The organism is Streptomyces tirandamycinicus, assembly GCF_003097515.1.
GTDB classification, from domain to species: Bacteria; Actinomycetota; Actinomycetes; order Streptomycetales; family Streptomycetaceae; genus Streptomyces; species Streptomyces tirandamycinicus.
Map to the genome: position 1 here is coordinate 1048562 of NZ_CP029188.1, position 25390 is coordinate 1073951.

The window sequence follows — 25390 nt, forward strand, 5'->3', positions numbered from 1 at the left end:
ACACCGGCGAGCTATTCAGGCCGAGGGCGGACCGAGGCCCTCCAGTACGGCCGTGACCATGCGCTCCGCGAGATCGCCGGGCAGCGGGGCGTCGGGCCGCATCACCGCGCGCACCAGCATCGGGCCGACGATCAGATCGTTGAGCAGGTCGATGTCCAGGTCGTCGCGGATCTCGCCGCGGGCGACACCCCGGCGAAGGATCTCCAGCACCATCGCCCGGCGCGGGTCGATCACGGTCGCGACGTACGCGTCCCACAGTCTGGGGTGGCTCTTCATCTGGGCGCGGACGTTGTGCAGCAGCGCCGACGAGCGCTGGGCGAGTCCGCGGAGACGGACCGACTCCAGCATCACGACGAGGTCGTCGCGGGCGGAGGTGCCGGGCAGGTCGGGGTCCGGCGGCTCGATGTCCCGCAGGACGTCGACGAACAGCTCCTCCTTGTCGGCCCAGCGCCGGTAGATGGTGGCCTTGCCGACCCCCGCGGTGCGGGCGATGCGCTCGATGGAGATGTCGCCCAGCGGCAGCCCCTCCTCCAGCAGCGCCACCACCGCCTCGCGGATGGACCTCTCCGCCGCCTCGCTCCGGGGCCTGCCGCGACGCGCGGCACCCGTACCGGCCCCGGGGGCGGTCACGGCACCCGGGCGGTCCGGTGATCCCGTGCCGTGTGTCACTCCGGTCCCGCTCGCCACAGCCGCCTCCACTCCGCCCCGCGCCTTCCCCCGTGTACCGACGTAGGGCCTGCGACCCGTCCCACGGTCCGCCGCTCGCCCCGTCACCCGGCCCGTCCCACGGTCCGCCCCCGGACGGGTACCCCGATTGTCGCGGACTCCGGTCATCCCCCGGCCACCCCCGCCGTCCGGCGCTCGTCCGGCACCGGCGGCGGGCCGTCACCGGGCTTCCGGCGGCCGGGCAGGTACGTCGCCACCACCACGGCGCCGACGAGCGTGACCGTCGCCGCGCACAGCGCGGCCAGGTGCATGGCGACGAGGAACGCCTCGTGGGCGGGCGCGATCAGGACCCGTCCGGCCGGGCCGAGCCGTTCGGCGACGGCCAGCGTCGCCTCCAGCGACTCGCCCGCCGCGTGCTTGGCCTCGTCCGGGACGCCGGGGGCCCGCTCCAGGGTGCTCTCGATCCCGCCCCGGTACGCGGCGGACAGCAGCGAGCCGAGCACGGCCACGCCCAGCGCACCGCCGATCTGCCGGAAGGTGTTGTTGATCGCGGAGGCCACGCCCGCCTTCTCCCTCGGCAGGGCCTGCATGACGGTGACCGTGACGGGCGACATGACGTGCCCCATCCCGGCGCCCTGGACGAAGAACGCGAGCTCCAGCGCCCACAGCGGGGTCGAGGCGTCGAAGAAGGCGAAGCAGGCGAGCCCGGTCGCGATCATCATCATTCCGGCCGTGCAGGTCGCCTTGGCCCCGAACCGGGCGACGGCCAGCCGGGCACGGGGCGCGAACAGCGACTGGGCGACCGCGAGCGGCAGGACCAGCAGACCGGCCTGGAGCGGGCTGTGGCCGAGCACGCTCTGGAGGTAGAACACGGAGAAGAACGCGACGCCCATCATCGAGAGGAAGGCCAGCGCGGTCGCGGTGATCGCGGCGGAGAACGCGGGGTTCCTGAAGTACGAGAAGTCCAGGGCCGGGTGGTCGACGCGATGCTCGTACACCACGAAGACCGCCAGCACCACCAGTCCGCCGACCAGGGGCAGCAGCACGGACCGGTCGGACAGCGAGGCGAGTTCCCCGCCGTGGATGATCCCGTAGACCAGGAGGACCAGGCCGACGATCGACAGCAGCACGCCGACGGGGTCGATCCGGCCGGGGTCGGGGTCCCGGGAGTCGGGGATCAGCAGGGCCATCGCGACGAAGCCGACGATCACCACCGGCACGTTCACCAGGAAGATCGAGCCCCACCAGAAGTGCTCGAGCAGCAGCCCGCCGGTGAGCGGGCCGAGGGCGATGGCGATGCCCACCCCGCCCGCCCAGATGCCGATGGCCTTGGGCTGCTCGTCCCGTTCGAAGACGTTCATCAGGACGGCGAGCGTCGCCGGCATCACGAACGCGGCTCCCAGGCCCATCACCGCGCGGTAGGCGATCAGCTCGGTGGACGAGCCGGAGAACGCGGCGAGCGCCGAGCCCGCGCCGAACACCGCCATGCCGAAGAGCAGGGTCTTCCTGCGGCCCGCGCGGTCACCGATCAGTCCGGCCGTGAACAGCAGGGCGGCGAAGACCAGGGTGTAGGAGTTGATGGCCCACTCCAGCTCCCCCTGCGTGGCGCCGATGCCCACGGGCGCGGGGGAGGCGATGGTCTTGACCGCGACGTTCAGGACCGAGTGGTCCAGCACCATGATGAGCACGGTGAACATCAGCACGGCCAGAATGAGCCAGCGGCGCCGGTGAACGGCTTCCGGCACCCGGGGTGGGGCGGAGGGTGCGCCCGGAGATGTGGACATGATCGCAGCGTATTTCTATACGGCACCGTCTCGTATAGAAATGCTGGGCCGTTGGTGTCGGACCGGCCAACCTTGCGGCAGTGTGCCCGGGGCCACTTCACGCGGCGGGCGCGGGGATGCCACCATGGACGCGGTCCGGGGACGCCGTAAGGGCGCCTCGAGATGACGAAGGAGCCGATCCACCATGACGCTTCAGGCTGCCCGGTCGCAGCCCGCCGACAGCAGCGGCAAGGCGCTGTACGGCGGCAAGGGCACTCGCCGCATCTCCGTCCACGACATCGCCGCCGCCAAGGAGCGCGGCGAGAAGTGGCCCATGCTCACCGCCTACGACGCCATGACGGCGTCCGTCTTCGACGAGGCCGGCATCCCGGTGATGCTGGTCGGGGACTCGATGGGCAACTGCCACCTCGGCTACGACACGACCGTTCCCGTCACCCTGGACGAGATGGCGATGCTGTCCGCGGCCGTCGTACGGGGCACCAAGCGCGCCCTGATCGTCGGCGACCTCCCCTTCGGCTCGTACCAGGAAGGGCCCGTCCAGGCTCTGCGATCGGCCACCCGGCTGGTCAAGGAGGCCGGGGTCGGCGCCGTCAAGCTGGAGGGCGGGGAGCGCTCCCTGCCGCAGACCGAGATGCTGGTGCAGGCGGGCATCCCGGTCATGTCCCACCTGGGCCTGACCCCGCAGTCGGTCAACACGATGGGCTACCGGGTGCAGGGCCGCGGCGACGAGGCCGCGCACCGGCTGCTGCACGACGCCAAGGCGGCGCAGGACGCGGGCGCCTTCGCCGTGGTCCTCGAACTGGTACCCGCCGAACTGGCGGCCGAGGTCACCCGGTCGCTGCACATCCCGACCATCGGCATCGGCGCCGGCCCCGCCACGGACGCCCAGGTCCTCGTGTGGACGGACATGGCCGGTCTGACGGGCGGCAAGGTGCCGCGCTTCACCAGGCAGTACGCGAATCTGCGGCAGACGCTCGGCGACGCGGCGAAGGCGTTCGCCACGGATGTCGTCGGCGGTGCGTTCCCGACCGAGGAGCACACCTTCCACTGACCGCGTCCGGGCGCCGGTGGCCGGTCGGCCGGGCACCGGCACCCGTACCGGCACCACACACACCTCATGAGCCACTGCGGCACCACGGCAGCCCGCCGATCTTCCCCCGTCGGCGGGCTGCCGCCTTCCCGGCGCGGGCGGGTCCTGCGGGCCGCCGAGGGCGGCCCGGGAGCCGCCGGGAAAGGTTCGGGAGCCGCCGGGGAATCTTCGGGGGCCGCCCGGGGAAGACCCGGGCGCCGCCGGCGTGCTCAGCCGCCCGTGGTGGCCAGCTTCGCCGCGAAGCCCAGGAACAGTGCTCCCGCCCCCGTCGTGAGACCCGCGGACAGCTTCCGACGGCGGCGGAACTGCGTGGCGAGGTACGTGCCGCCCAGGATCAGCGCGGTCACGTACACCACGCTGATGGCCTGGTAGACGAGCCCGAGCAGCGCGAAGGACAGCGCCGGGTACGCGTACCCGGGATCGACGAACTGCACGAAGAACGAGATGAAGAACAGGATCGCCTTCGGGTTCAGCACGGTGATCGCCAGCGAGCGCCGGAACAGTCCCCCGCGTGACGACGGGGCAGGGGTGGCTGCGGTATGCGCCGCGGGCTTCTCGTCACCACGCCGCCACATCGCCCACGCCCCCCGGATCATGCCCACCGCGATCCAGGTCAGGTAGCCGGCGCCGGCGTACTTCACGACGGCGAACAGGAGCTCGTTGGCCTGGAGCAGCGAAGCGAGCCCGGCGGCCGTCGCCACCATGAGCAGGGTCTCGCCCAGGAACACTCCCGCCGCGGCGCGGTAGCCGGCCCTCACCCCCAGCCGTGCGGCGACCGACAGCGTGAACAGGGAGCTCGGTCCCGGCAGCAGAATGATCAGCAGCGCGCCCAGGGCATAGGCCAACGGGTTCTGCACTCCCAGCATGTCGGGACCCCTCTCCTCGTCCGCCGGGCCGGCGGGCGCTTCCGTTCACCGTGACTCCCGGAACGGCAGGGCCGCCGTCGATGTCCGCGCGACGGCGTCTCTTGCTTGAGGGAGTTCGGCCGCTCGTGGCCGACCAGCCAAGCCCATGCCGGACTGTTCGGCAACGGAATAAGCCGCGCGGACCCGAGCGAGGTGAGCTCCAATTCGCCGCGCATCTGCCGGATCCCTCTGCGCGCATGTGCCGGAACTCTTCTCCGCGCGTCTGACGGGTCCCGGAACGACAGGGCCGGCGGCGCTCGCCGGCCGTGGAAGCCCTGCCCCGCCCGGGACGTTACGGCCGTGCCGCCTGTACGGTCGGCATGCGGATCCGGCCGTCCCGGACGGCCGGTCCCGCAGCAGCCGTGCGGTACCCGCCGACCACGTACGCGTTCCGCGGTACCCGCCGATCACCCCCCGGGAGCGACCTCGATGACCTCGGCCACCACCCGCACCAGCGACCGGAGGATCTCGCCCGTCTTCCTCGGCATCGCCGCGATCACCGCGGTGACGGGCTGGGCGGTCTGGACGGGCTTCGCGAGCAGCCCGGGCGTCGCGGTGTTCCTGTTCGTGACGGGGGCGTGGATCGTGTCGCTCTGTCTGCACGAGTACGCGCATGCCCGCACCGCCCTGCACGGCGGCGATCTCACGGTCGGCGCCAAGGGCTACCTCACGCTCAACCCGCTGAAGTACACGCACGCGGTGCTGAGCATCGTGCTGCCCGTGCTCTTCGTGATCATGGGCGGCATCGGCCTGCCGGGCGGCGCGGTCTTCATCGAGCGGCATCGGATCAGGGGCCGCTGGAAGCACAGCCTGATCTCCGCCGCGGGCCCGCTGACGAACGTCCTGTTCGCGGTCGTCTGCACGGCGCCTTTCTGGCTCGGCGCGCTCGACGGAGTGCCCCTCGGGTTCCGGTTCGCCCTGGCCTTCCTGGCACTGCTCCAGGTCACCGCCGCGATTCTGAACTTCCTGCCGGTTCCCGGCCTGGACGGGTACGGGGTGATCGAGCCCTGGCTGTCGTACCGCTTCCGGCGCCAGGTCGAGCCGTTCGCGCCGTTCGGGCTGCTGGCGGTCTTCGCCGTCATCTTCATCCCCGAGGTGAACCGTGCGTTCTTCGACGGGATCTTCGCCGTGATGGACGGACTGGGGGTGTCCCGGGCGGAGGTCGCCTGCGGCCAGGACCTGTACCGCTTCTGGACCGAGCAGTACCCGCAGTGCACGGCGCTGCTCAACCGGTAGGCGGCGGCGCCTCGCCCCCGGCGGGCCGGTGGGGCGCGGGTCAGGGGGTGGGCGTCGTCCGTGCCCGGCCGCGGCGGATGTAGTAGATCGCCATGTTCGAGGACACTCCGGCCATCAGCACCCAGACGATCCCCAGCCAGCTGCCTTCGACGAACGAGACGACCGCCGCGGCCACGGCGAGGACGCAGATGATCACGGCGTAGAGGGCGAGGCGGGGCATGGGGGTCGGCTCCTGTCCGGTCACGGGTCTTCCGGACCAGTGTCCCCCATGCCCGTACGGCGCCGGGTACGCGGCACCCGGACGGCCGGGGCCGGGTCCTCGGCCGGAAGCCCTCGGCCCGCCGGCGGACGCGGGTGACCCCGGCGCCGGCCGGGCACCGAATCGGGCGCGGCCGCGTTCCCGGTTCGGTGCGGAGGCTCAGACGTCGGTGACGCGCAGGCCCGCGTGCGCCTTGTAACGCCGGTTCGCCGAGATCAGGTTGGCGACCAGCGACTCGACCTGGTGGGCGTTGCGCAGCCGGCCGGAGAAGACCCCGCGCATCCCGGGGATGCGGCCCGCGAGAGCCTGCACCAGGTCCGTGTCGGCCCGGTTCTCGCCCAGCACCATCACATCCGTGTCGATCTCCTCCACCGACTCGTCCTGGAGCAGCACCGCGGACAGATGGTGGAACGCGGCGGTGACCCGGGACTCCGGGAGCAGGGCCGCGGCCTGCTCGGCTGCGCTGCCCTCGGCCGGCTTCAGCGCGTAGGCGCCCTTCTTGTCGAAGCCGAGGGGGTTGACGCAGTCGACGACCAGCTTCCCGGCGAGCTCGGAGCGCAGCGCCTCCAGGGTCTTGGCGTGCCCGTCCCAGGGCACGGCCACGATCACGACATCGCTGCGTCGCGCGCACTCGGCGTTCTCGGCGCCCTCGATGCCGAGGCCCAGTTCGGCGGCGGCACGCTCGGCGCGCTCGGCGGCCCGGGAACCGATGACCACCTTCTGCCCCGCGCGGGCGAGCCGGTAGGCGAGGCCGCGCCCCTGGTCCCCCGTACCGCCGAGGACGCCGACGACCAGCCCGGAGACGTCGGGGAGCTCCCACGGGTCCCTGGCGGCGGGCTTCGGGGCGCTGGCGTTGTCTTGAGAAGTCATGATCCGACCTTACTCGCAGGTAGGAGGGCGGGCGGCCCCGTACGGGTGAACCGCGGCGGAACCGCTGCCCGAGACCGCGTTCGAGGGGACAGGATGCCCGCCCATGGATGCCGTACGCGTCGCACTGCTGCGAGAGGTCCTCGCCGGGACCGAGTGGCCCGCGGCGGCCCGCGGGTTCGCGGGGACGCTGCGCTCCTCCGTCGTCCCGCAGGGCGGCGGGCTGCTGCTGGTGGGAACGGCCGAGTACGAGCCGTGGCACCTGGCCGCGCACCTCGTGGACGAGGCTGCCTGGTCGGGGCAGCCCGAGCTGGCCCCCACCCTGGTACGGCACCGGGTGCGGCCCGGGGACCCGGCGCATCTCTCCGTGGGGCTCGGCCGGGTGGCGGCGGCCGGGCGCGGGCAGACGCTGCTGCTGGTGGCGCCGCAACGGCCGGACGCCGCGCTGCTGGAACGCGTCCACGAGGCCCGGCGCTCCGGGGCGACGGTGCTGTCGCTGGACGCCGGCGATCCGGAGGTGCTCGGCCTGGCGCACGAGACGCTGACGGTGCCCGGGACTGCGGAGGTCGACCTGGACACGGTGCAGCACCTGGTGAGCGCGGCCGCGGGCGAGAACGTCCCACCGCCGTCCGGCCCTCGCGGCCGCGGACGCTTCCGCGACCGCCTCGCCCGGCTGGCCGACCAACTGACGGCACCGCCGCCGGCGCGGTGGTGAAATCCGCTTGCCGCGCCCCGTCCCGCCCGCCGACCATGGCCGGTCGTGGCATCACGACTGCGCGGGGCGCTGCTCCCGGACCTCTCCCCCTGGCGCTCCTCGCGGGACTTCCGCCTGCTGTGGGTGCAGGGGCTCATCACGTTCTTCAGCAGCTTCATGGCGATGGTGGCCCTGCCGCTGCAGATCAAGGACCTGACGGGCTCACCGCTCGCGGTCGGGATCATGGGCGCCGTGGAGCTCGTGCCGCTGGTCGTGTTCGGGCTGTACGGAGGAGCCCTGGCCGACGCGGTGGACCGGCGCAGGATGCTGGTGATCACCGAGGGCGGCATGGCCGTGATGGCCGTGATCCTGCTGGTCAACGCGCTGCTGCCGACGCCCGCGCTGTGGCCGCTCTACGTCGTCGCGGCCGGTGTCTCCGCCCTCGCCGGACTGCAGCGGCCCGCCCTCGACTCGCTGATGGCCCGGATCGTGCCGCACGACCAGCAGACCGCCGCGGCCGCGCTCAACGCGCTGCGCTGGCAGCTCGGCGCCATCGCCGGGCCCGCGCTGGCCGGGCTGGTGGTGGCGTACGCGGGGCACGCGACGGCGTACACCACGACGGCCGTCGGCTTCCTGGTCTCCGTGGCGCTGTGCTCCCGGCTGTCTCCCGCCCCACCCGCGCACGACGCGGAGAAGCCGTCGCTGCGGGGCATCGCGGAGGGCGCCCGGTACGCGTGGAGCCGGCCGGTGCTGCTCGGCACCTACGCCGTGGACCTGGCCGCGATGCTCTTCGCGTTCCCCAACACGATCTTCCCGTTCCTCGCCGACGAACTCGACGCCGAGTGGTCGCTGGGGCTGATGTACGCGGCGGGCTCGGTCGGCTCGCTGCTGCTCAGCCTGACCAGCGGCTGGACCTCGCGGGTGCGCCGGCACGGCCTGTTCGTGGTGTTCGGCGCCGCCGGGTGGGGGCTCGCGATCGCCGCGGCCGGCTGGTTCACGAACATCTGGCTGGTGCTGCTCTGCCTCGCCTTCGCGGGCGCCGGCGACCTGCTCAGCGGACTCGGCCGCGCCACCATCTGGAACCAGACGATCCCGGAGGCGCTGCGCGGCCGCCTCGCGGGCATCGAGGTGCTGTCGTACAGCGTCGGTCCGCAACTGGGCCAGGTGCGGGCGGGCGCGGTGGCCGGCTGGACGGGCACCCGGGCGGCGTTCTGGAGCGGCGGGCTGCTGTGTGTGGCGTCGGTGGGTCTGCTGACGGCGGCGCTGCCGAAGCTCGTCGGCTACGACGCGGCGACGGACGAGGACGCCCTGCGCCGCCGTGCCCAGAAGGAGGGGACGGCGGCGGAGGCGGCGCTCTGAGGGGGACGGCCCCCGGTCGCAGCGCGAGGGACGTCGGCCGGCCCGGCGGTGCGGCCCGTCCGGTGCACCGGGTGACGGCTCGGCGGTGCGGCCCCGTCCGGTGCGCGGCGGGTGGTCTCCGGCGGCGGCGGCAGCGGCGCGCGCTCAGCCGGCGGCGCCCCCTCGGGCGGCGTACCGCCACGCGGTCAGCCGGTGCCGTCCCCGCCACGCGGTCAGCCGGTACTGTCCCCGCCGCGCGGTGCGTCGTGCCACCGCGGATCGTTCTCCCACTCCAGGTTCCGCTCCCGCGCGAGCTCCATGGCGTGCGTGGCCTCCTCGCGGGTGGCGTACGGGCCGAAACGGTCCTTCGCCGGGCACTCCGGCCCCTCCTCGACCTTCTTGTGCTCCAGGCAGTAGTACCACTCGCCCGGTTTGCCCACCGTGCGCTTCTTGAACAGGGCCATCGTCGGCTCCTTCCTCTGACCCATGCTGCCCCGACGTCTTCCCCTTCGCCCGGGGACGACGCCCTTCTTCTTCGCCCGGGGACGCCTCCCCTCCCGGCTCCCCCGGACGGCTTGCGGCGCCCCGGAGCGCCCCGAACCCCCGGTTAGACTCGCTGGCATGTCTGGCCAGTCGCTGCTCGTACCGGGGAAGCTCTCTCCCACCCGTTCCGTACCCGGAAACATCCGGCGTCCCGAGTACGTCGGGAGGCCCGCGCCCAAACCGTACGACGGGCCGGAGATCCAGGACGCCGAGACGATCGAGAGGATGCGGGTCGCGGGCCGTATCGCCGCGCGGGCGATGGCGGAGGCCGCGAAGCTGATCGCCCCCGGGGTGACCACGGACGAACTCGACCGGGTGGCGCACGAGTTCATGTGCGACCACGGGGCCTACCCGTCGACGCTCGGCTACCGGGGCTTCCCGAAGTCGCTGTGCTCCTCGGTCAACGAGGTGATCTGCCACGGCATCCCCGACTCCACGGTGCTGCGGGACGGCGACATCGTGAACCTCGACGTCACCGCGTACATCGGCGGCGTGCACGGCGACAACAACGCGACCTATCTGTGCGGCGACGTGGACGAGGAGTCGAGGCTGCTGGTCGAGCGGACGCGGGAGTCCCTGAACCGCGCGATCAAGGCGGTCCGGCCCGGCCGCCAGATCAACGTCATCGGGCGGGTCATCGAGTCGTACGCGAAGCGGTTCGGCTACGGCGTCGTCCGCGACTTCACCGGCCACGGCATCAACTCCGCGTTCCACTCCGGGCTGATCGTCCCGCACTACGACAGCCCGCACGCGACCACGGTGATGCAGCCCGGCATGACGTTCACCATCGAGCCGATGCTCACGCTGGGAACGCACGAGTACGACATGTGGGACGACGGCTGGACCGTGGTCACGAAGGACCGGAAGCGGACCGCGCAGTTCGAGCACACGCTGGTGGTGACGCACACCGGGGCCGACATCCTGACGTTGCCCTGAGTCGATTTCCGGGTAGCGTCTTACCGACAGGCCGTCGGGAACCAGTTGACTTAGGTAAGCCTAAGTAAGAGGATCCTCCTGGTTCCCGTCCCCATCGGTCCCCCGGAGGCCCGCCTTGGACACGCTGGACACGCCCTTCTCGACCCTGATCCGTGTCGCGTCGCACCAACAGCACACCGAGGCGGAGACGTCGACCTTCATGAGCGATCTGCTCGGCGGCCGGCTGACGGTCGAGGCCTACGCGCGCTACACGGAGCAGCTGTGGTTCGTGTACCGGGCGCTGGAGGGCTCGGCGGGCGCGCTCGAGGGCGACCCGGTCGCCGGGCCGTTCATTCGGCCGGAGCTGTTCCGCACGGCCGAGCTGGAGCGGGACCTGGCGCATCTGCGCGGCCCGGACTGGCGCGACGGCCTCCGCCCGCTGCCCGCCACAGCCGCGTACGCGGACCGGGTCGAGGAGTGCGCCCGCACCTGGCCCGCGGGCTATGTGGCCCATCACTACACGCGCTACCTCGGGGACCTCTCCGGCGGCCAGATCATCCGAGACAAGGCCGAACGCACCTGGGGCTTCGCCCGCAAGGGCGACGGCGTCCGCTTCTACGTCTTCGAGCAGATCACCAACCCGGCCGCGTTCAAGCGGGGTTACCGGGAACTGCTGGACGCGGTGAACGCGGACGACCTGGAGAGGCAGCGCATCATCGAGGAGTGCCGCCGCGCCTTCGACTTCAACGGTGCGGTGTTCCGCGAGCTGGGCCGGGAGTTCCCGCTCAGCGCGGCGTGACGCGACGGACGCGGCGCGACGCCCGTGACGCGGCGGACGGGACGCGGCGGACGGGACGCGGCGAACGGGACGCGACGGACGGGACGCGGCGGGCGGGACGCCGCGAACGGGACGCGGTGCGACGACACCCGGCACACCACGACAACCGGCGGCGCGGTCGCCGGCCGGTGACGGCCCGTGCCGGTCGGTCGACCGGCCGGCCGCGATCCTTCAGTGGCCCTCGAGCCGTACCCGGCCGCCGAGTTCGATCAGCCCGTCCGGGCCCGGAGCCGTCAGGAGCTGGGAGCCACGGCCCTGAATGATGTTCAGCGCGCGGCCGAGCCGTTCGGTGAGCAGCAGCGCCGCCGCGCCGGTGGCCTCGTCCTCGTCGATACCGTCGCCCCTGCCCGGGAAGGCGCGGGCCCGGACCCGGCCGGCGGCCTCGTCCTCCCACGCCCAGGCGTACGTCCATTCGCCGGGCGGCGGCACCTCGAGCGCCTCGACCTCGGCCGCCGAGCCGTACCGCCGCAGGGTGCGCGGCGGCGCCCACTCGGCGCGTGCGGTGATCCAGGTGAACTCGCCGTCCGAGCGCGCCCACACCTCTCCCGCGGGAGGGTTCACCGTTTCCAGGTCCAGCAGCCAGGCCACCCCGACGAGGGGGTGCCCGGCGAACGGCAGACGCACCCCGGGGGTGTGGATGTCGACGACACCGCGCTCGGGATCGTCGACGAACACGGTCTCGCTGAAGCCCAGTCGGGCCGCCAGCTCCTGGCGGGACCTCTGGTCGGGGTACGGCCGCCCGTCGCGGACGACCCCGAGAGGGTTGCCGTGTCGTCCGTCGCCGGAGCAGAAGACGCGCAGTACGTCGAGGCCGCGGGGTCCGTCGTGTGTCACCCGGGCATTGAAGCATCCCCGTACGACAGGGACAGGCAGGCCCGCGTCCAGCGGCCCGGTGGCGGGAGCGGCGGCTTCCGGTCGGCCCCGGCCGCCCTCCGGGCCAGGGTGCCGGCGCGGTATCCGGTCCCGGCACTCGCGCTGTTCCACGCCCCGGTAGGGTTCGGACGGTCAGTGCGGGGCGGCGAGGAACAGAAGGCAACCCATGAGCAGGCTGGGTCGGGCGGCGGCGGGACTCGCGGCGGTGACGGTGCTGTCGCTGACCGCGGGCGGGTGCGTGACGGTGCACGGCGAGCTGGAGGTCGTGCCCTCGGCGACGAGGGCGGAGGCCGAGCAGGCCCTCCGGGACTTCACCGACGCGTACAACGCGGCGGACAAGGCCTATGACCCGTCGCTCGACGCCGGCCGGGTCACCGGTGCCCTGGGCGCGATCAACCAGGCCGGGCTGAAGGCCCGCAGCATCTCCGCACCCGGCGGCAACCCCCGGCACCGTCCGCTGGAGCTCAGCGACACGACGTACCACATCCCCAGGAAGGCGGGCTGGCCGCGCTACTTCGTGGTGGACGCCGACAGCAACCGGGACGTCGACTCGGGCGACCGGGACAGCCGGTGGCTGATGGTGTTCGTCAAGAACAGCAACAAGCAGCTGTGGGAGGCCGCGTATCTGGCGATCCTCTCTCCGGCCGAGGTGCCGAAGTTCCGCACCGACCAGGAGGGTTGGGCCGTGCCGGTGGCCCCGGACTCCGGCGGTACGGCAGTCGCCCCGCGGGACCTCAGCGAGGACTACGCCTCGTACCTGCGGACCGGAAAGCCGCAGCACTTCGCCGACGGCGCGCACACGAGCGGATGGCGGCAGGTGCGCGAGCAGAACGGCAGACGGGCGGGGCTCAGCACGCAGTACGTCGACCAGGCTCTGGACACCGGGGACTTCGCGCCCCTCGGGCTGGCCACGGAGGACGGCGGGGCGCTGGTGTTCTTCGCGCTGCGCTACTTCGACCGGCAGACGGCCGCCCAGGGCTACCGGCCCAAGGTGAGCCAGGACGTGAAGGCGCTCATGACCGGCGAGGTGAGGAGCACCCTCACCAAGGAGTGGATCTCCAGCCAGGCGGTCGCGGTGGCGCCGAAGGGGGCCGCCGGCCCGCCGGTACGGATCCTGAGCCGGCTGCAGGGCGTGACGGCGGCGCGCGGCTCGTAGCACCGCGGTGGCACGGCCGCCGCGGTGCTCCGAGGCACCGCGCCCGTCGGGAACCCGGCGGCCGGGAAACCCGGCGGCCCTCAGCGGCTCAGCGGTTCACCTACTGGCGACTCAAGGGCGGACCGGCTCAACGACTCGACGACTGACCGGTTCACCTACTGATCGGCTCACCGAGTCAACGGCTCACCGGCTCAACGGCCAGGACACCGAGTGGTGGTCCGGGTCGTGCGTCCCGTTCTCCTCGGCGTACCTGGTGCACGCGTCCGCCAGCGCCTCCAGCAGCGTCAGCGGGTCCGGCAGCGGATGCTCGGGACCGCGCACCCAGGCGACCCCGAGATCACCGGGGAGCCGCGAGGGCGGTACGAGGACGTAGCTGCCGCGACTGTGCCAGCGCAGCCCGGGATGCTCGTCCATCGTCCCGGGGTGGCAGTCGAGTTCGCAGGGCCACCACTCGTCCTCGTCCTCGGGCGTGCCACGGGTGGCGGTGAAGAACAGCATCCGCCCCTCGCCGGACTCGGCGAGCGGGCCGACCTCGGTGCCGTCCGCGAGCAGCCGATCCAGCGCGGCCCGGCCGGCGCCCAGCGGTACGTCGAGAACGTCGTGGACCATGCCGGTGGCGGTGATGAAGTTCGCCTCGGGCTGGTCTTCCGCCCATCGCTCGACGGTCGCGGGGTCGTGCGTGGACTGGGTCTGCCAGGCGAACGAGACGGGATGCCGTGCGGGCGTCGGGCAGCCGATGCGCTCGCAGGAGCAGCTGAATCCCGAGGGGTACGCGGCGGGAGCGAGCGGCAGTCCCGCGGCGGCGGTGGCCAGGAGCTGGTCGAGACGGTCCCGGGCCCGGCCGGACGCGGCGCCGTCCTCCCGGGAGCGGCGGCGCAGCCACTGCGGCAACCGGTCCTCCCAGGACAGCCTGCTCTCCGTGCCGCGGTAGCGGCCGTTACCGTCGCCCATCTATCCCCTCACATCTCCCTGCTCGCCCCGGCTCGCGCGGGTGCAGCCGCGCGTCGGCACTACCGCCATCGTCCCACCATCGGACGCACCGGGTGGCCGCACCCCCCGATCGAGTGGCCGAATCGCCGGTCAGGGGCGGGGAGGGAGACCGGTCAGCAGCGAGAATGCGGCCGACGGGGAGGCGGCCGGAGGGGGCCGGCGGGGGCGGGGGAGGCGGCCCGGGATACGGCCGGCGGGGGGCGGGAGAGTCGTGTTCGCGCTCGGCGGCCCGCACGGCGACGGCGGGGAGGACCTACGGGAGGAGGGCGCCGAGCCGCGACGGGATGCGTCGCCCTGCTTCACACCAGGCGTACGTCTGATGAATCACCCGAACGGATCACTGCGCGAACGCGCGGCAGGCCGCACCATGGCCTCACGCACAACCGTGCGCCCCGTCGTCCGTGAGGAGCCCGCATTGCCTCGTGACGCCAGATCCCGCCGCTACCTCATGTGCCCACCCACGCACTTCGAGGTGACGTACTCCATCAACCCGTGGATGGATCCGGGGAAGCCCGTCGACCTGTCGCTGGCGATGACCCAGTGGGAGGTCCTGCGCGACCGCTACCGCGCGCTCGGCCACACCGTCGAAGTGCTGGACCCCCGCGAGGACCTGCCGGACATGGTCTTCGCCGCGAACGGCGCCACCGTCGTCGACGGCCGGGTACTCGGCGCGCGCTTCGCCTTCCCCGAGCGGACCGCGGAGGCGGACGCCCATCTCGAGTGGTTCCGCGCCAACGGCTTCACCAAGATCCACGAGCCGGCGCACATCAACGAGGGCGAGGGCGACTTCGCGGTGACCTCGACGTATCTGCTGGCGGGCCGGGGCTTCCGGTCGAGCCCGCTGTCGCACGACGAGGCGCAGGAGTTCTTCGGGCGGCCGGTGATCGGGCTCGAGCTGGTGGATCCGCGGTACTACCACCTGGACACCGCTCTGTCGGTCCTCGACGACGAGACGGACGAGATCATGTACTACCCCGGCGCCTTCTCCCCCGGCAGCCGCGCGGTTCTCGCCCGTCTCTTCCCCGACGCCCTCATCGCCCGCGAGGCGGACGCGGCGGCCTTCGGACTCAACGCGGTCAGCGACGGTCGCCACGTCCTGCTGCCGCAAGCGGCCCTGGGGCTCTTCGACCCCCTGCGGGCCCGCGGCTTCGAACCGATCGGGATGGACACGGGAGAGCTGCTGAAGGGAGGCGGCAGCGTGAAGTGCTGCACTCAGGAACTGCGCGCCTGACTCCCGGAGGCGGGGACGGTCCGCCGCCCCCGCCGCCCCGCCGCCCCCGCCGGGCTCTGGGGGCTCCGGTCCGCTCCGGTCTCCTCTGGCCGCTCCGGTCCGCTCCGGATGGTGGCCCTGGGAGGGCACGGCCCGCGTCGGGCCGTCGGCCGCGGGACGCGTCACGTCGTCGGCCGGGGACCACGTCAGGCGCCGTCGGCCTCGGACCCCTCAGGCGTCGTCGCCGTCCGACGGAGGCCAGGCCTCGCCCCAGGAGGCGTCACGGGCCGCGCGGTAGACGGGGCCCTGGCGCTTGGTGACCGTTGCACGGTGGAGAACGCCGTCGGAGGAGCACAGGTCCAGCAGGACCTGGCCCTTGCGGATCTGCGGCTTGCGGGTCACCCGCGAGGCCGCCGGGGACACGGGTGCCCGGGTCGCGGCGACGTAGCTGAACTTCTCGTCCTCATAGGGCAGCGACCCGCCCTTCACCCGCCGGTGGAGCGACGACCGGCTCACCCGCGCCGCGAAATGGCACCAGTCCGTGCCCCGCACGATGGGGCACATCCCGCTGTGCGGGCACGGCGCCGCCACCCGCAGCCCCGCTCCCACCAGCAGGTCCCGCGCCGCGATGATCCGCTCGTAACCGTCCGGTGTACCCGGCTCCACGACCAGGACCGTCTGCCCCGCCGCCGCGGCCTGGCGCACCACCGCCGCCCGGGTCCCCTCGTCGAGTTCCTTCAGTACGTACGACACCGTGACCAGGTCCGCCGCTTCGAGGCCCATCGACTCGCCGATCCGCGCCCGCCGCCATCGCGCGCCCCGCAGCGCCGGCGAGTCCGCGGACGCCGCCAGCTCGCGGCCGAGCTCCAGCGCGGGCTCCGCCCAGTCCAGGACCGTGGTCCGGTGCTCCCCCTCCGGCCAGGCGTCGGCGACCGCCCAGCTCGCCGCGCCCGTACCGCCGCCGATGTCGGTGTGCGTCGCGGGCGTCCACCCGGGCGCCGCCGCCCGGAACGCGTCGAGCGCGGACCGTACCGCCTCGAAGGTCGCGGGCATCCGGTACGCGGCGTACGCGGCCACGTCCGCGCGGTCGCGCAGTACCGGCGCGTCGGTCGGAGTGTCCCCCCGGTAGCTGGCGATCAGGCGCTCCACCGCCTGGGCGGCGCGGCCCTGCGGCAGTCCGTCGAGGAGACCGGCGAGGGCGTCGGGGAGGGTCGTGTTCACCGGCGAATTCTAGGCACGCCTCCGCCGCCCGGGCCCGCGCGGGAGCGGGACCGGTGCGGGGACGGGAGCGAGAGCGGTACGGAGACGGGAGCGGAGGCGGTGGCGAGGGGGACGAGGACGGGGCCCGGCCACTGGGACGGGGACGAGGCGGGGACGAGCCGGAGACGAGGGGCGGGGCCCGGCCCCTGAAACCGGGACGGGAACCCGGCCCATGGGGACCGGAAGCGGTCCGGAACGGCACCCGGCACCCGGACCGGTACTGCTATCCGGCCGAACTACTGTGCGTGCACGCCCGGTTGCTAATCTGGCGGCCGCTGTGCAAGGCAGCGCTCATCGGAGGGCCATGAGACGTCCTGGGGGGACCATGGGACAGAGGATCGTGCGCATGGCCGTGGTGGCCGGGGTCGCCGCGCTGGCAATGATCCTCGTGCTCGCCACCTGCGGCGGAGGGGGCGGGCGCAACGAGGATCGCGGCGACCGGCCGAAGCGGCCGGAGAAGGCCGCCTCGGGCCCGTCCACCAGGCTCACGGTGCCCGCCGCCTACGACACCGCCAGGGGCTGGGAGGTGTCCGACGCCTCGCCCGACTACGCGCTGGCCGCCCGGTCCGGGCTTCTCGCCTATCTGGAGCGGGTGGCGGACGACCGCTTCCGGCTCCGCACGCTGCGCACCGGCATCGGCCGGCCCGGCTGGTCGGGCGAGCCCTTCACCGCGCTGGCCGGTCCGGAGCACTTCCCGCGGCTGCTGTCCGTCACCAAGGACGGCCGGCAGTTCTTCGTCGTCTGGTCGTACGGGAAGACCGGGCGCGGCTCCGCCACCCCCTCGGGCCCGTTCGTCTCCCTCGACGTCTACGACGCCGCAGACGGCTCACGGCAGCGGGTGGAGGTGCCCTGGACCGGTGCGCCGACGGTGTCCGGGGCCGGGCCCGGCATCCTCATCGGCGACGGCGGCACCCGCAGCGCGGTCGTCGACCCCGACGGCGGCGAGGTGTCCGTGGCCGCGCCGAAGGACCTGCGTCCCCCGAAGGGCTGCGCCACCTGCCGGCAGTTCACGGCGGTGCACGGGCTGACGGCGAAGGGCCTGCTGGTGGGCGGGGCCCGGGAGTTCTGGGTGCGGGACGGCTGGTTCAGCAGGGACGTGGCACCGAGCGGCGCGGACCGGGCGAACGGGGTGCCGGTGTCCCTGGACTCCGGGCGGCTGCTGGTGCGCTGGCAGAAGGCGAAGGGCACCAGGGCGGCTGCCACCCGTGACCTGTGGGCCGTGCATGACGCCGCGTCCGGCAGGCCCCTGGTCACGGCCGAGTGCCACAAGCCGGCGATCGAGCCGGGGACGTACCCGCAGGCCGCGCTCTCCCCCGGGCTGCGCTACCTGGTCGCCGGGAACCTCGCCTTCGACCTGGAGGAACGCACCGGCCGCTGCTTCGAGGAGCCGGACGGCACCCGTCCGCTCGCACTGACGACGGTCACGGACGCGGGGCTGGCCTACGGGGCGACCGACACCCGCCGCCCGGCCGAGGCGCTCGCCGGAGGAGGGGCGCCCCACGTCGTGGACCTCGCGACGGGCGTGCCCGAGCCGCTTCCCCCCGGCGTCCGGCTGCCTGTCGCGGAGGCGTCGGGTGTCGGCGTCTTCCGCTGGACGGACCAGCGGGACCGGCTGCACCTGATCGGCTACGCACGCAAGGACCGCGTCGACACGGCCCCCTGACTCCCCGTACGCCACGGCCGGCACAGCCCCAGGAAGCACCCCAGCGCTCCCAGCGCGCACACCAGCTGGACGACGGCCATCGGCACCGCCGTGGTCTCGCCCGCGATCCCGACCAGCGGGGAGGCGATCGCCCCGACCAGGAAGGAGGACGTGCCGAGCAGCGCCGACGCCGATCCGGCGGCGTGCGGGGCACGCATCAGGGCCTGGGCGTTGGTGTTCGGCAGGGTGACGCCCATCGCCGACATCAGGACGAAGAGTCCGGCCGCCACGGGGAGGAGTCCGGTCTCGCCGAAGACGCCGGACGTCATCAGCAGCAGTGCCAGCGCCGCCAGCGCGATCACCGCGAGGCCGGCACCCAGGACCTTGTCCAGGCTGACCCGGCCCACCAGCAGCTTTCCGTTGATCTGGCCCACCGCCACCAGGCCGATCGAGTTGACGGCGAAGAGCAGGCCGAACGTCTGGGGCGAGGCGCCGAAGAGACTCTGCACCACGAACGGGGAGGCGGCGATGTAGGCGAAGAGAGCGGCGAACGCGAGACCGCCCGCCAGCGTGTACCCGGTGAACACCCGGTCGGCGGCCAGCGCGCGCATGGTGCGAAGGGCGTGGCCGACGCCGCCGCCGTGGCGCCGCTCCGGCGGCAGCGTCTCGTGGAGCCACTTCGCCACGACGAGGGTGAGGAGCAGTCCGATGACGGCGAGGACGTGGAAGACACCGCGCCAGTCGGTGACCCGGAGGATCTGGGCGCCGATGAGCGGCGCCACGATCGGGGCCACCCCGGAGACCAGCATCAGGGTCGAGAAGAAGCGGGCCATCTCCACGCCGTCGTAGAGGTCGCGCACCACGGCCCGGGCGATGACGATTCCGGCCGCCCCGGCCAGGCCCTGGAGCAGCCGGAAGACGATCAGCGTCTCGGCGCCGGTCGCGAAGGCGCAGGCCGCGGTGGCCGCCACGTACAGCGCCATGCCCGCGAGCAGCGGCCGGCGGCGGCCCCACCTGTCGCTCATCGGGCCGACGGCGAGCTGCCCCAGGGCCATTCCGGCGAGGCAGGCGGTGAGGGTGAGCTGGATGGTCGCGGCCGGGGCGCGGAGGTCGCCGGTGACCGCCGGGAGGGCCGGGAGGTACATGTCCATCGACAGCGGCGGAAGCGCGGTGAGGCCGCCGAGGACCAGGGTGACGAGCAGGCCGGCCCGGCGCGCGGCCGCGACGGCGGCGGGCGGCGCCGTCTGCGTCGGAGAGCGGGTCGGTGCCGGAACCTGTGCCGGCGGAACCTGTGTGGGCGCGGAGGGGGATATGTGCTGTGGGATGGTGGGGCCGCTCTCCGGCATCGACAGCTCCTGTCCTGGTCGTCGCCCCACATGCTCTCAGCTCGTCCGGAGTGGACGAGACCTCCCCTCCGCCGGGCCCGTCCCCGCCCCCGGCACGACCCGCCCAAGCCAGGCGCCCGCCCAGCCCCAGGCGCCAGGCCCGTCCCCCGCGCCCCGGCACGAGCCGCCCCCTCACGCCGGCCTGACGCCGGGGTCACCCGCCTCGGTGACGAAGGACGCGGCCGTGGTGACCGGTGCGCCGGGGGTCGTGACCGCCGGGACCGTACGGAAGTCCGCCCGGGCCCGCTCGGTGGTGAGCGTGACCCTCAGGTAGCCGCGGCGGCCGTTGTAGAACCTCAGGTGCGGGTTGGCCCGGGTGAGGTTGTCCCAGTTGGCGGGCTTCTCGGCACCGTCCTTGCCGCTGCTGACGGAGGTGGCGACGAACTCCGCGCCGACGGTCCGCGAGGACGGATCGCCGAAGTCCTTCTTCAGGTCGAACGCGTAGCCGACGTGGACGTCGCCGGTGAGGACGACGAGGTTGTCGATCCCGGCGGCCTCGGCGCCGTCGAGGAGCCGTTTGCGGGAGGCCGGATAGCCGTCCCAGGCGTCCATCGACAGCTTGAAGCCGGGCCCCGGGACGTTGCGCCGCTGGGCGAGGACGACCTGCTGAGGCAGGACGTTCCAGAGGGCGTCCGAGGTCCGCCAGCCGTCGAGCAGCCAGCGCTCCTGCGCCTCGCCCGTCATGGTGCGCGCCGGGTCCTCGGACTCGGGTCCGGGGGTCTGCCAGCCGTCGCCGTACGCCTGGTCCGAGCGGTACTGGCGGGTGTCGAGGACGTCGAACTGGGCGAGCCGGCCGAAGCGCAGCCGGCGGTAGAGCCGCATGTCCGGGCCGGACGGCCGCTGGGGCCCGCGCAGCGGCTGGTTCTCCCAGTACGCGCGGTACGCGGCGGCGCGGCGCAGCAGGAACTCCTCCGGCGGGACGTCGTTCTCGGGCGTGTCCCCCGCGTAGTTGTTCTCGGTCTCGTGGTCGTCCCAGGTGACAGCGAAGGGGTGGGCGGCGTGTGCGGCGGCGAGGTCGGGGTCGCTGCGGTAGAGCGCGTAGCGCAGCCGGTAGTCCTCCAGGGTGACGGTCTCGCGGTCGAAGTGGGCGGGCAGGCGCCGGTCGGTGAGGTTGCGGGCGCCGCCGACGGCGTTGACGGGGTACTCGTAGAGGTAGTCGCCGAGGTGGAAGACGACGTCCAGGTCCTCGTCCGCGAGGTGCCGGTACGCGGTGTAGTACCCGTCGTGGTACGCCTGGCAGGAGACGGCGGCGAGCCTGAGCTCGGAGATCCGGGCCCCGGGGCGGGGCGCGGTGCGGGTGCGTCCGGCGGGGCTGGTCCAGCGGCCCGCGCGGAACCGGTAGTGGTAGACGCGGTCGGGGTCGAGCCCGGTGACGTCGACGTGGACCGTGTGGTCGAACTCGGGGTGGGCGGTGGTCTGTCCGCGGCGGGCGACGCGGGTGAAGCGGGCGTCGTGGGCGATCTCCCAGCGGACCGGGATCCGGGAGGCGGGCAGTCCGCCGCCGGGCTCGTACGGGCGGGGCGCGAGCCGGGTCCACAGCAGTACGGAACCGGGCAGCGGGTCTCCGGACGCCACGCCGAGCGTGAACGGGTCCTCGGTGATCTTCCGCGCGTCGAGTTCGGCGGCGGCCGCGGTGCCCGCCGCCGGCAGGTTCACGGCGAAGGCGAGCGCGGCGGCGGCTCCGGTGGCGGTCATGAAGCGGCGGCGGCCCAGGTGCCGGGCGACGGCGCGGAGTTCGTCCGACGAGTGCGGGTGTGCGGTCGTCATCTGGCCCTCCCCTTGCGGACGTTGTCACTCCGCATTGGAGCCGGGCCCGGCATCCGTGGATTGTCCGGTACACAACATCCGCGTGTCGGACGGATGAGAACCGTGGCGGCCGCTCTGCCGTACGCTGCGGCGCCATGAACGCAGAACGGAGAAGTGCGGTGGTCACGGGCGCCGGATCGGGCATCGGGCGCAGCGTCGCCCTGGCGCTCGCGGGCGCGGGCTGGTCGCTGGCACTGGCGGGCCGGCGGGCGGAGGCACTGGAGGAGACGGCTTCACTGACTGCCGGGGCGGACGTCCTCCGCGTCCCGACGGACGTCACGTCCCCGGACGACGTCACGGCGCTCTTCGCGGCGGCGCGGGAACGGTTCGGGCGGGTGGACCTGCTGTTCAACAACGCGGGCACCTTCGGGCCCGGCGGGGTGCACCTGGAGGACCTCCCCCACGAGGCGTGGCGCCATGTCGTGGACGTCAACCTGACGGGGTCGTTCCTGTGCGCCCAGGCAGCGTTCCGGGTGATGAAGGACCAGGACCCGCAGGGCGGCCGCATCATCAACAACGGCTCCATCTCCGCGCACGCGCCGCGTCCGCACTCGGTGGCGTACACGGCGACGAAGCACGCCGTCACCGGCCTGACCAAGTCCCTGTCCCTGGACGGCCGTCCCTACCGCATCGCCTGCGGCCAGATCGACATCGGCAACGCGGCCACGCAGATGACGGCCCGGATGGAGACGGGCGTCCTCCAGGCCGACGGGCGCACCGCCCCCGAGCCGGTGATGGACGCGGACGACGTGGCCCGGACGGTACTCCACATGGCGGAGCTGCCCCTGGAGGCGAACGTGCAGTTCGCGACGGTGATGGCCACGGCGATGCCGTACATCGGCCGGGGCTGAGGAGGGCTTCGCGCGGCGTTCCTCCCGGAGCCGTGAAGCCGGGCGGCCGGGCGCAAGGCCGCCAGGCGCAAGGCCGCCGGGCGATCAGGCGATCAGGCGATCAGGCGGTCGGGCGATCGGGCGATCGGGCGGTCGCCCCACCCTCCCAGGCGGCCAAAACTGACCCACCCATGTCAACAATCTCGGTCGACACGCTTGCCTTCTGCGGGAGTTGCTGCACCAATGACAACCGTCCCTGACGGCCCATCAGTCCCCGTGAGCCGGAGGACGGTGCCCACGCGGGCAGCGGCGGTCGGCGACGCCATCCCGTGACCCCCACACACGAAGGCGGGACCCAGATGAAGCACCGAAGACTCGGTACGGGTACGGCCCTGCTCGCCGCGACGGCCGCCGGCGCGCTCGCCCTGGCCCCGGCGGCCGCGGCGGTCGAGCCCACGACGGCGACCGTGTCGTTCGAATGCGGCGCGTTCGGATCGGGCTCGGCCACCCTCACGGCCACCCAGAACGGCACCGCGGCCACGATCAGCCTGTCCACCTCGGCCATCAAGTCGCCCTTCCCCCTCTCCGCCAACTCCGTCAGGTCGACCCTCACCCTGACGAAGAACGGCTCTGGCACGACGACGTTCACCGGCAGAGCCAACCCGTCGATACCGGCCGGGGGCGCGGTGTCCACCGGCCCGCTGAAGGGCACGGTCGCCGCGGGTGACAGCCTCGAGGCCAAGTCCCTCACGGTCGTGGTGTTCGGCATCAGCGCGACCTGCAACGCCACCTCTCCGCAGAACCCCGGCCCGTTCGTGTTCTGACGCACGGACCGCCCCGCCGGCCCGACGGCCGGCGGACAGCACGGTGTCACCGCCTCGCCACCGGCGGTGACACCGTCACTGCACCGGCGGTGACACCACCCGCCGGGGCCGGAGGCCCGGCGCCACGCAGCCCCCACTCCTGCCCACCCCCTCCCCGCACTCCCCGCACTCCCGGCCCTCCCCGGCCCCCCATTCCCGGCCCTCCCCGGCTCTCCCCCGCTCTCCCGCCGCCCGGCTCCCCCAGGCGGCCTAGTATGAAATGCGATGAAATGCGCTGAATACGAGGTACGGGCGCATGTGCCGAGAGGCAGGGAGGACGACCCGTGACTGCTGAGTCTCCGGCGTACCAAGCCACCGGTGGAGCGGGCGCTCCCGGCGGCGCCGGCACCCCCCGGTACCTGCCGATCTCCGAGCACGGGCTGATCGGCGACCTGCGCAGTGCCGCCCTGGTCGGGACCAACGGCACCATCGACTGGTACTGCTGCGGCCGCTTCGACGCACCCAGCGTCTTCGCGTCGATCCTCGACGCCGAGAAGGGCGGCCGCTTCGAACTGGCACCGGACGTCCCGGCCCGGACCAAGCAGTTCTACTTCCCCGACACCAATGTGCTCATCACGCGCTTCTTCGCGGAGGACGGCGTCGGCGAGATCCAGGACTTCATGCCGATCACCGACGACTCGCGCGAGGCCGACCGGCACCGGCTGATCCGCCGGGTGGTGTGCGTCCGCGGATCGCTGCCGTTCCGGGCCCTGGTCGCGCCGCGCTTCGACTACGGGGCCCAGCCCCACACCATCCGCATGGAGGGCGGGTACCCGGTGTTCGAGTCGCCCGCGGCGAGTCTCTCGCTCACTTCCAGCGTGCCGGTCGAGACCGACGGGCGCGACGTGTGGTCGCTGTTCAAACTGCACGAGGGGGAGACCGCCGTCTTCGCGCTGGACCGGCTCGGCGGCGGCGTCGTCCCGCAGGCCTGCCCCACCGCCACGGCCGAGGAGTCGTTCGCGGCGACGGTGCACTACTGGCGGCGCTGGCTGTCCAAGTCGCGCTACCGCGGGCGCTGGCGCGAGATGGTGCACCGCTCCGCCCTGACCCTCAAGCTGCTCACCTACGCCCCCACCGGCGCGATCGTGGCGGCGCCCACCACCAGCCTGCCCGAGCAGATCGGCGGCGAGCGCAACTGGGACTACCGCTACGTCTGGATCCGCGACGCGGCGTTCTGCGTCTACGCCCTGCTCCGGCTGGGCTTCACCGACGAGGCGCAGGCGTTCATGCGGTTCCTCACCGAGTACGTCTGCATCTCGTGCGGCGACGGCGGCCCCCTGCAGATCATGTACGGCATCGACGGCCGCCGTGAACTGGCCGAGCGCGAACTGAACCACCTCGAGGGATACCTGGGCTCCAGCCCCGTCCGGGTGGGAAACGACGCGGTGGACCAGCTTCAACTCGACATCTACGGCGCGCTCATCGACTCGATCTACCTGTACGACAAGTGGGGCGAGCCCATCTCCAGCGACCAGTGGGACCGTGTCTGCGGCATCGTCGAGTGGGTCTGCGAGCACTGGGACCAGCCCGACGAGGGCATCTGGGAGACGCGCGGCGGACGCAAGAACTTCCTCTACTCGCGGCTGATGTGCTGGGTGGCGATCGAACGCGCCATGCGCATCGCCCGGCGCCGGGGACTGCCCGCCGACATGGTGCGCTGGGGCGGCGTGCGCGACGGCATCTACCGGCGGATCATGGAGCGCGGCTGGTCGGCCGAGCGCCACGCCTTCGTCCAGCACGAGGACGACAGCGTCCTGGACGCCGCCGTGCTGATGATGCCGCTGGCGAAGTTCATCTCTCCGACCGACCCGAAGTGGCTCACGACCCTGGACGCCCTCGGCGAGGAACTGGTCTCGGACTCCCTGGTCTACCGCTACGACCCGCAGGCCAGCCCGGACGGAGTGCGCGGCGCCGAGGGCACGTTCTCGATCTGCTCCTTCTGGTACGTCGAGGCCCTGGTCCGCGCCGGACGCCCGGACGAGGCGCGGTTGGCGTTCGAGAAGATGCTCACCTACGCCAACCATCTCGGCCTGTACGCGGAGGAGATCGGCCGCACGGGCGAGCAGAACGGCAACTTCCCGCAGGCGTTCACCCATCTCTCGCTGATCAGCGCGGCGTTCAACCTGGACCGGGCGCTGGGCTGAGCACGCGCGCTCCCGCGCACGGACCGCCGGCCGAGGCCGCTCCCACCCGGAACGGATGTGAGCGGCGGGAGCGGCAGGAGCGGCGGGCGAGCCGGG

The 25390-nt window shown here is 73.1% G+C and carries 23 protein-coding genes; 12 read left to right on the top strand and 11 right to left on the bottom strand.

Annotated elements, in window-relative coordinates; genetic code table 11:
- Positions 1-15: 15 nt before the first annotated feature.
- Both DDW44_RS04510 and DDW44_RS04515 read right to left on the bottom strand, forming a co-directional pair.
- Positions 16-630 (bottom strand): TetR/AcrR family transcriptional regulator, encoded by a 615-nt coding sequence (locus DDW44_RS04510; RefSeq protein ID WP_108905596.1) that lies wholly within the window; start codon positions 628-630, stop codon positions 16-18.
- A 200-nt stretch (positions 631-830) separates the two neighbouring features.
- Positions 831-2450: an MFS transporter gene (locus tag DDW44_RS04515; protein WP_170813684.1), complete on the bottom strand. Its 1620-nt coding sequence runs from the start codon at positions 2448-2450 to the stop codon at positions 831-833.
- Between the two features lie 184 nt (positions 2451-2634).
- Between DDW44_RS04515 and panB the strand changes: the two genes are divergently transcribed.
- Positions 2635-3501, top strand: coding sequence for a 3-methyl-2-oxobutanoate hydroxymethyltransferase (panB, locus tag DDW44_RS04520; RefSeq protein WP_108905598.1), 867 nt, complete (start codon positions 2635-2637; stop codon positions 3499-3501).
- 248 nt (positions 3502-3749) lie between these two features.
- On the opposite strand, the gene leuE is transcribed toward panB, so the two are convergent.
- Complete coding sequence (gene leuE, locus DDW44_RS04525) at positions 3750-4406, bottom strand: leucine efflux protein LeuE (RefSeq protein ID WP_108905599.1); 657 nt, start codon at positions 4404-4406, stop codon at positions 3750-3752.
- 468 nt (positions 4407-4874) lie between these two features.
- Here leuE and DDW44_RS04530 point away from each other — a divergent pair, with 468 nt between their 5' ends.
- Positions 4875-5681: a site-2 protease family protein gene (locus DDW44_RS04530; RefSeq protein WP_108905600.1), complete on the top strand. Its 807-nt coding sequence runs from the start codon at positions 4875-4877 to the stop codon at positions 5679-5681.
- Positions 5682-5721: 40 nt separating this feature from the next.
- Here DDW44_RS04530 and DDW44_RS04535 read toward each other — a convergent pair whose 3' ends face one another.
- A complete protein-coding gene (locus tag DDW44_RS04535) occupies positions 5722-5901 on the bottom strand; it encodes a hypothetical protein (protein ID WP_108905601.1) in 180 nt (59 codons plus the stop codon).
- Positions 5902-6099: 198 nt separating this feature from the next.
- On the bottom strand, positions 6100-6810 hold the full coding sequence (gene npdG / locus DDW44_RS04540; protein WP_017945220.1) for an NADPH-dependent F420 reductase: 711 nt from the start codon (positions 6808-6810) through the stop codon (positions 6100-6102).
- A gap of 103 nt (positions 6811-6913) precedes the next feature.
- On the opposite strand from npdG, the gene DDW44_RS04545 reads away from it, so the two are divergent.
- Complete coding sequence (locus tag DDW44_RS04545) at positions 6914-7522, top strand: hypothetical protein (RefSeq protein ID WP_018892175.1); 609 nt, start codon at positions 6914-6916, stop codon at positions 7520-7522.
- A 45-nt stretch (positions 7523-7567) separates the two neighbouring features.
- Entirely contained in the window at positions 7568-8860 is a 1293-nt protein-coding gene (locus DDW44_RS04550) for an MFS transporter (protein WP_108905602.1), read from the top strand.
- Positions 8861-9072: 212 nt separating this feature from the next.
- Here the strand turns inward: DDW44_RS04550 and DDW44_RS04555 are convergent, their stop codons facing one another.
- Entirely contained in the window at positions 9073-9303 is a 231-nt protein-coding gene (locus tag DDW44_RS04555) for a hypothetical protein (RefSeq protein ID WP_017945217.1), read from the bottom strand.
- A gap of 157 nt (positions 9304-9460) precedes the next feature.
- Here DDW44_RS04555 and map point away from each other — a divergent pair, with 157 nt between their 5' ends.
- Both map and DDW44_RS04565 read left to right on the top strand, forming a co-directional pair.
- Complete coding sequence (gene map, locus DDW44_RS04560; RefSeq protein ID WP_018892173.1) at positions 9461-10318, top strand: type I methionyl aminopeptidase; 858 nt, start codon at positions 9461-9463, stop codon at positions 10316-10318.
- A gap of 124 nt (positions 10319-10442) precedes the next feature.
- Complete coding sequence (locus DDW44_RS04565) at positions 10443-11096, top strand: biliverdin-producing heme oxygenase (protein WP_108908725.1); 654 nt, start codon at positions 10443-10445, stop codon at positions 11094-11096.
- Between the two features lie 210 nt (positions 11097-11306).
- Here the strand turns inward: DDW44_RS04565 and DDW44_RS04570 are convergent, their stop codons facing one another.
- Positions 11307-11969 carry a PhzF family phenazine biosynthesis protein gene (locus DDW44_RS04570; protein WP_018892171.1) on the bottom strand — a complete coding sequence of 221 codons (663 nt, stop codon included), beginning with the start codon at positions 11967-11969 and terminating at the stop codon, positions 11307-11309.
- Between the two features lie 205 nt (positions 11970-12174).
- Here DDW44_RS04570 and DDW44_RS04575 point away from each other — a divergent pair, with 205 nt between their 5' ends.
- Entirely contained in the window at positions 12175-13164 is a 990-nt protein-coding gene (locus DDW44_RS04575; protein WP_027731052.1) for an SCO2278 family lipoprotein, read from the top strand.
- Positions 13165-13347: 183 nt separating this feature from the next.
- Here DDW44_RS04575 and DDW44_RS04580 read toward each other — a convergent pair whose 3' ends face one another.
- Entirely contained in the window at positions 13348-14115 is a 768-nt protein-coding gene (locus DDW44_RS04580) for a bifunctional DNA primase/polymerase (RefSeq protein WP_108905603.1), read from the bottom strand.
- Positions 14116-14521: 406 nt separating this feature from the next.
- Here DDW44_RS04580 and ddaH point away from each other — a divergent pair, with 406 nt between their 5' ends.
- Positions 14522-15385 (top strand): dimethylargininase, encoded by an 864-nt coding sequence (ddaH, locus tag DDW44_RS04585; RefSeq protein ID WP_341867059.1) that lies wholly within the window; start codon positions 14522-14524, stop codon positions 15383-15385.
- Positions 15386-15595: 210 nt separating this feature from the next.
- Here the strand turns inward: ddaH and DDW44_RS04590 are convergent, their stop codons facing one another.
- The gene (locus DDW44_RS04590) at positions 15596-16585 is read right to left on the bottom strand and encodes a small ribosomal subunit Rsm22 family protein (protein WP_108905605.1); all 990 of its coding nucleotides are present in this window, start codon (positions 16583-16585) and stop codon (positions 15596-15598) included.
- Positions 16586-16970: 385 nt separating this feature from the next.
- On the opposite strand from DDW44_RS04590, the gene DDW44_RS04595 reads away from it, so the two are divergent.
- The gene (locus DDW44_RS04595; protein WP_108905606.1) at positions 16971-18287 is read left to right on the top strand and encodes a hypothetical protein; all 1317 of its coding nucleotides are present in this window, start codon (positions 16971-16973) and stop codon (positions 18285-18287) included.
- Here DDW44_RS04595 and DDW44_RS04600 read toward each other — a convergent pair.
- Positions 18251-19612 carry a multidrug effflux MFS transporter gene (locus tag DDW44_RS04600; protein ID WP_108905607.1) on the bottom strand — a complete coding sequence of 454 codons (1362 nt, stop codon included), beginning with the start codon at positions 19610-19612 and terminating at the stop codon, positions 18251-18253. The genes DDW44_RS04595 and DDW44_RS04600 overlap by 37 nt on opposite strands.
- 171 nt (positions 19613-19783) lie before the next feature.
- Entirely contained in the window at positions 19784-21418 is a 1635-nt protein-coding gene (locus tag DDW44_RS04605) for an alkaline phosphatase D family protein (protein WP_108905608.1), read from the bottom strand.
- 134 nt (positions 21419-21552) lie between these two features.
- Here DDW44_RS04605 and DDW44_RS04610 point away from each other — a divergent pair, with 134 nt between their 5' ends.
- From DDW44_RS04610 to DDW44_RS04620, 3 genes are all read left to right on the top strand, one after another.
- Positions 21553-22308, top strand: a complete 756-nt coding sequence (locus tag DDW44_RS04610; protein WP_166802858.1) for an SDR family oxidoreductase — start codon at positions 21553-21555, stop codon at positions 22306-22308.
- A 338-nt stretch (positions 22309-22646) separates the two neighbouring features.
- Positions 22647-23111, top strand: coding sequence for a hypothetical protein (locus tag DDW44_RS04615; protein ID WP_108905609.1), 465 nt, complete (start codon positions 22647-22649; stop codon positions 23109-23111).
- A 323-nt stretch (positions 23112-23434) separates the two neighbouring features.
- Positions 23435-25294 (top strand): glycoside hydrolase family 15 protein, encoded by a 1860-nt coding sequence (locus tag DDW44_RS04620; RefSeq protein WP_018892163.1) that lies wholly within the window; start codon positions 23435-23437, stop codon positions 25292-25294.
- Positions 25295-25390 lie beyond the last annotated feature (96 nt).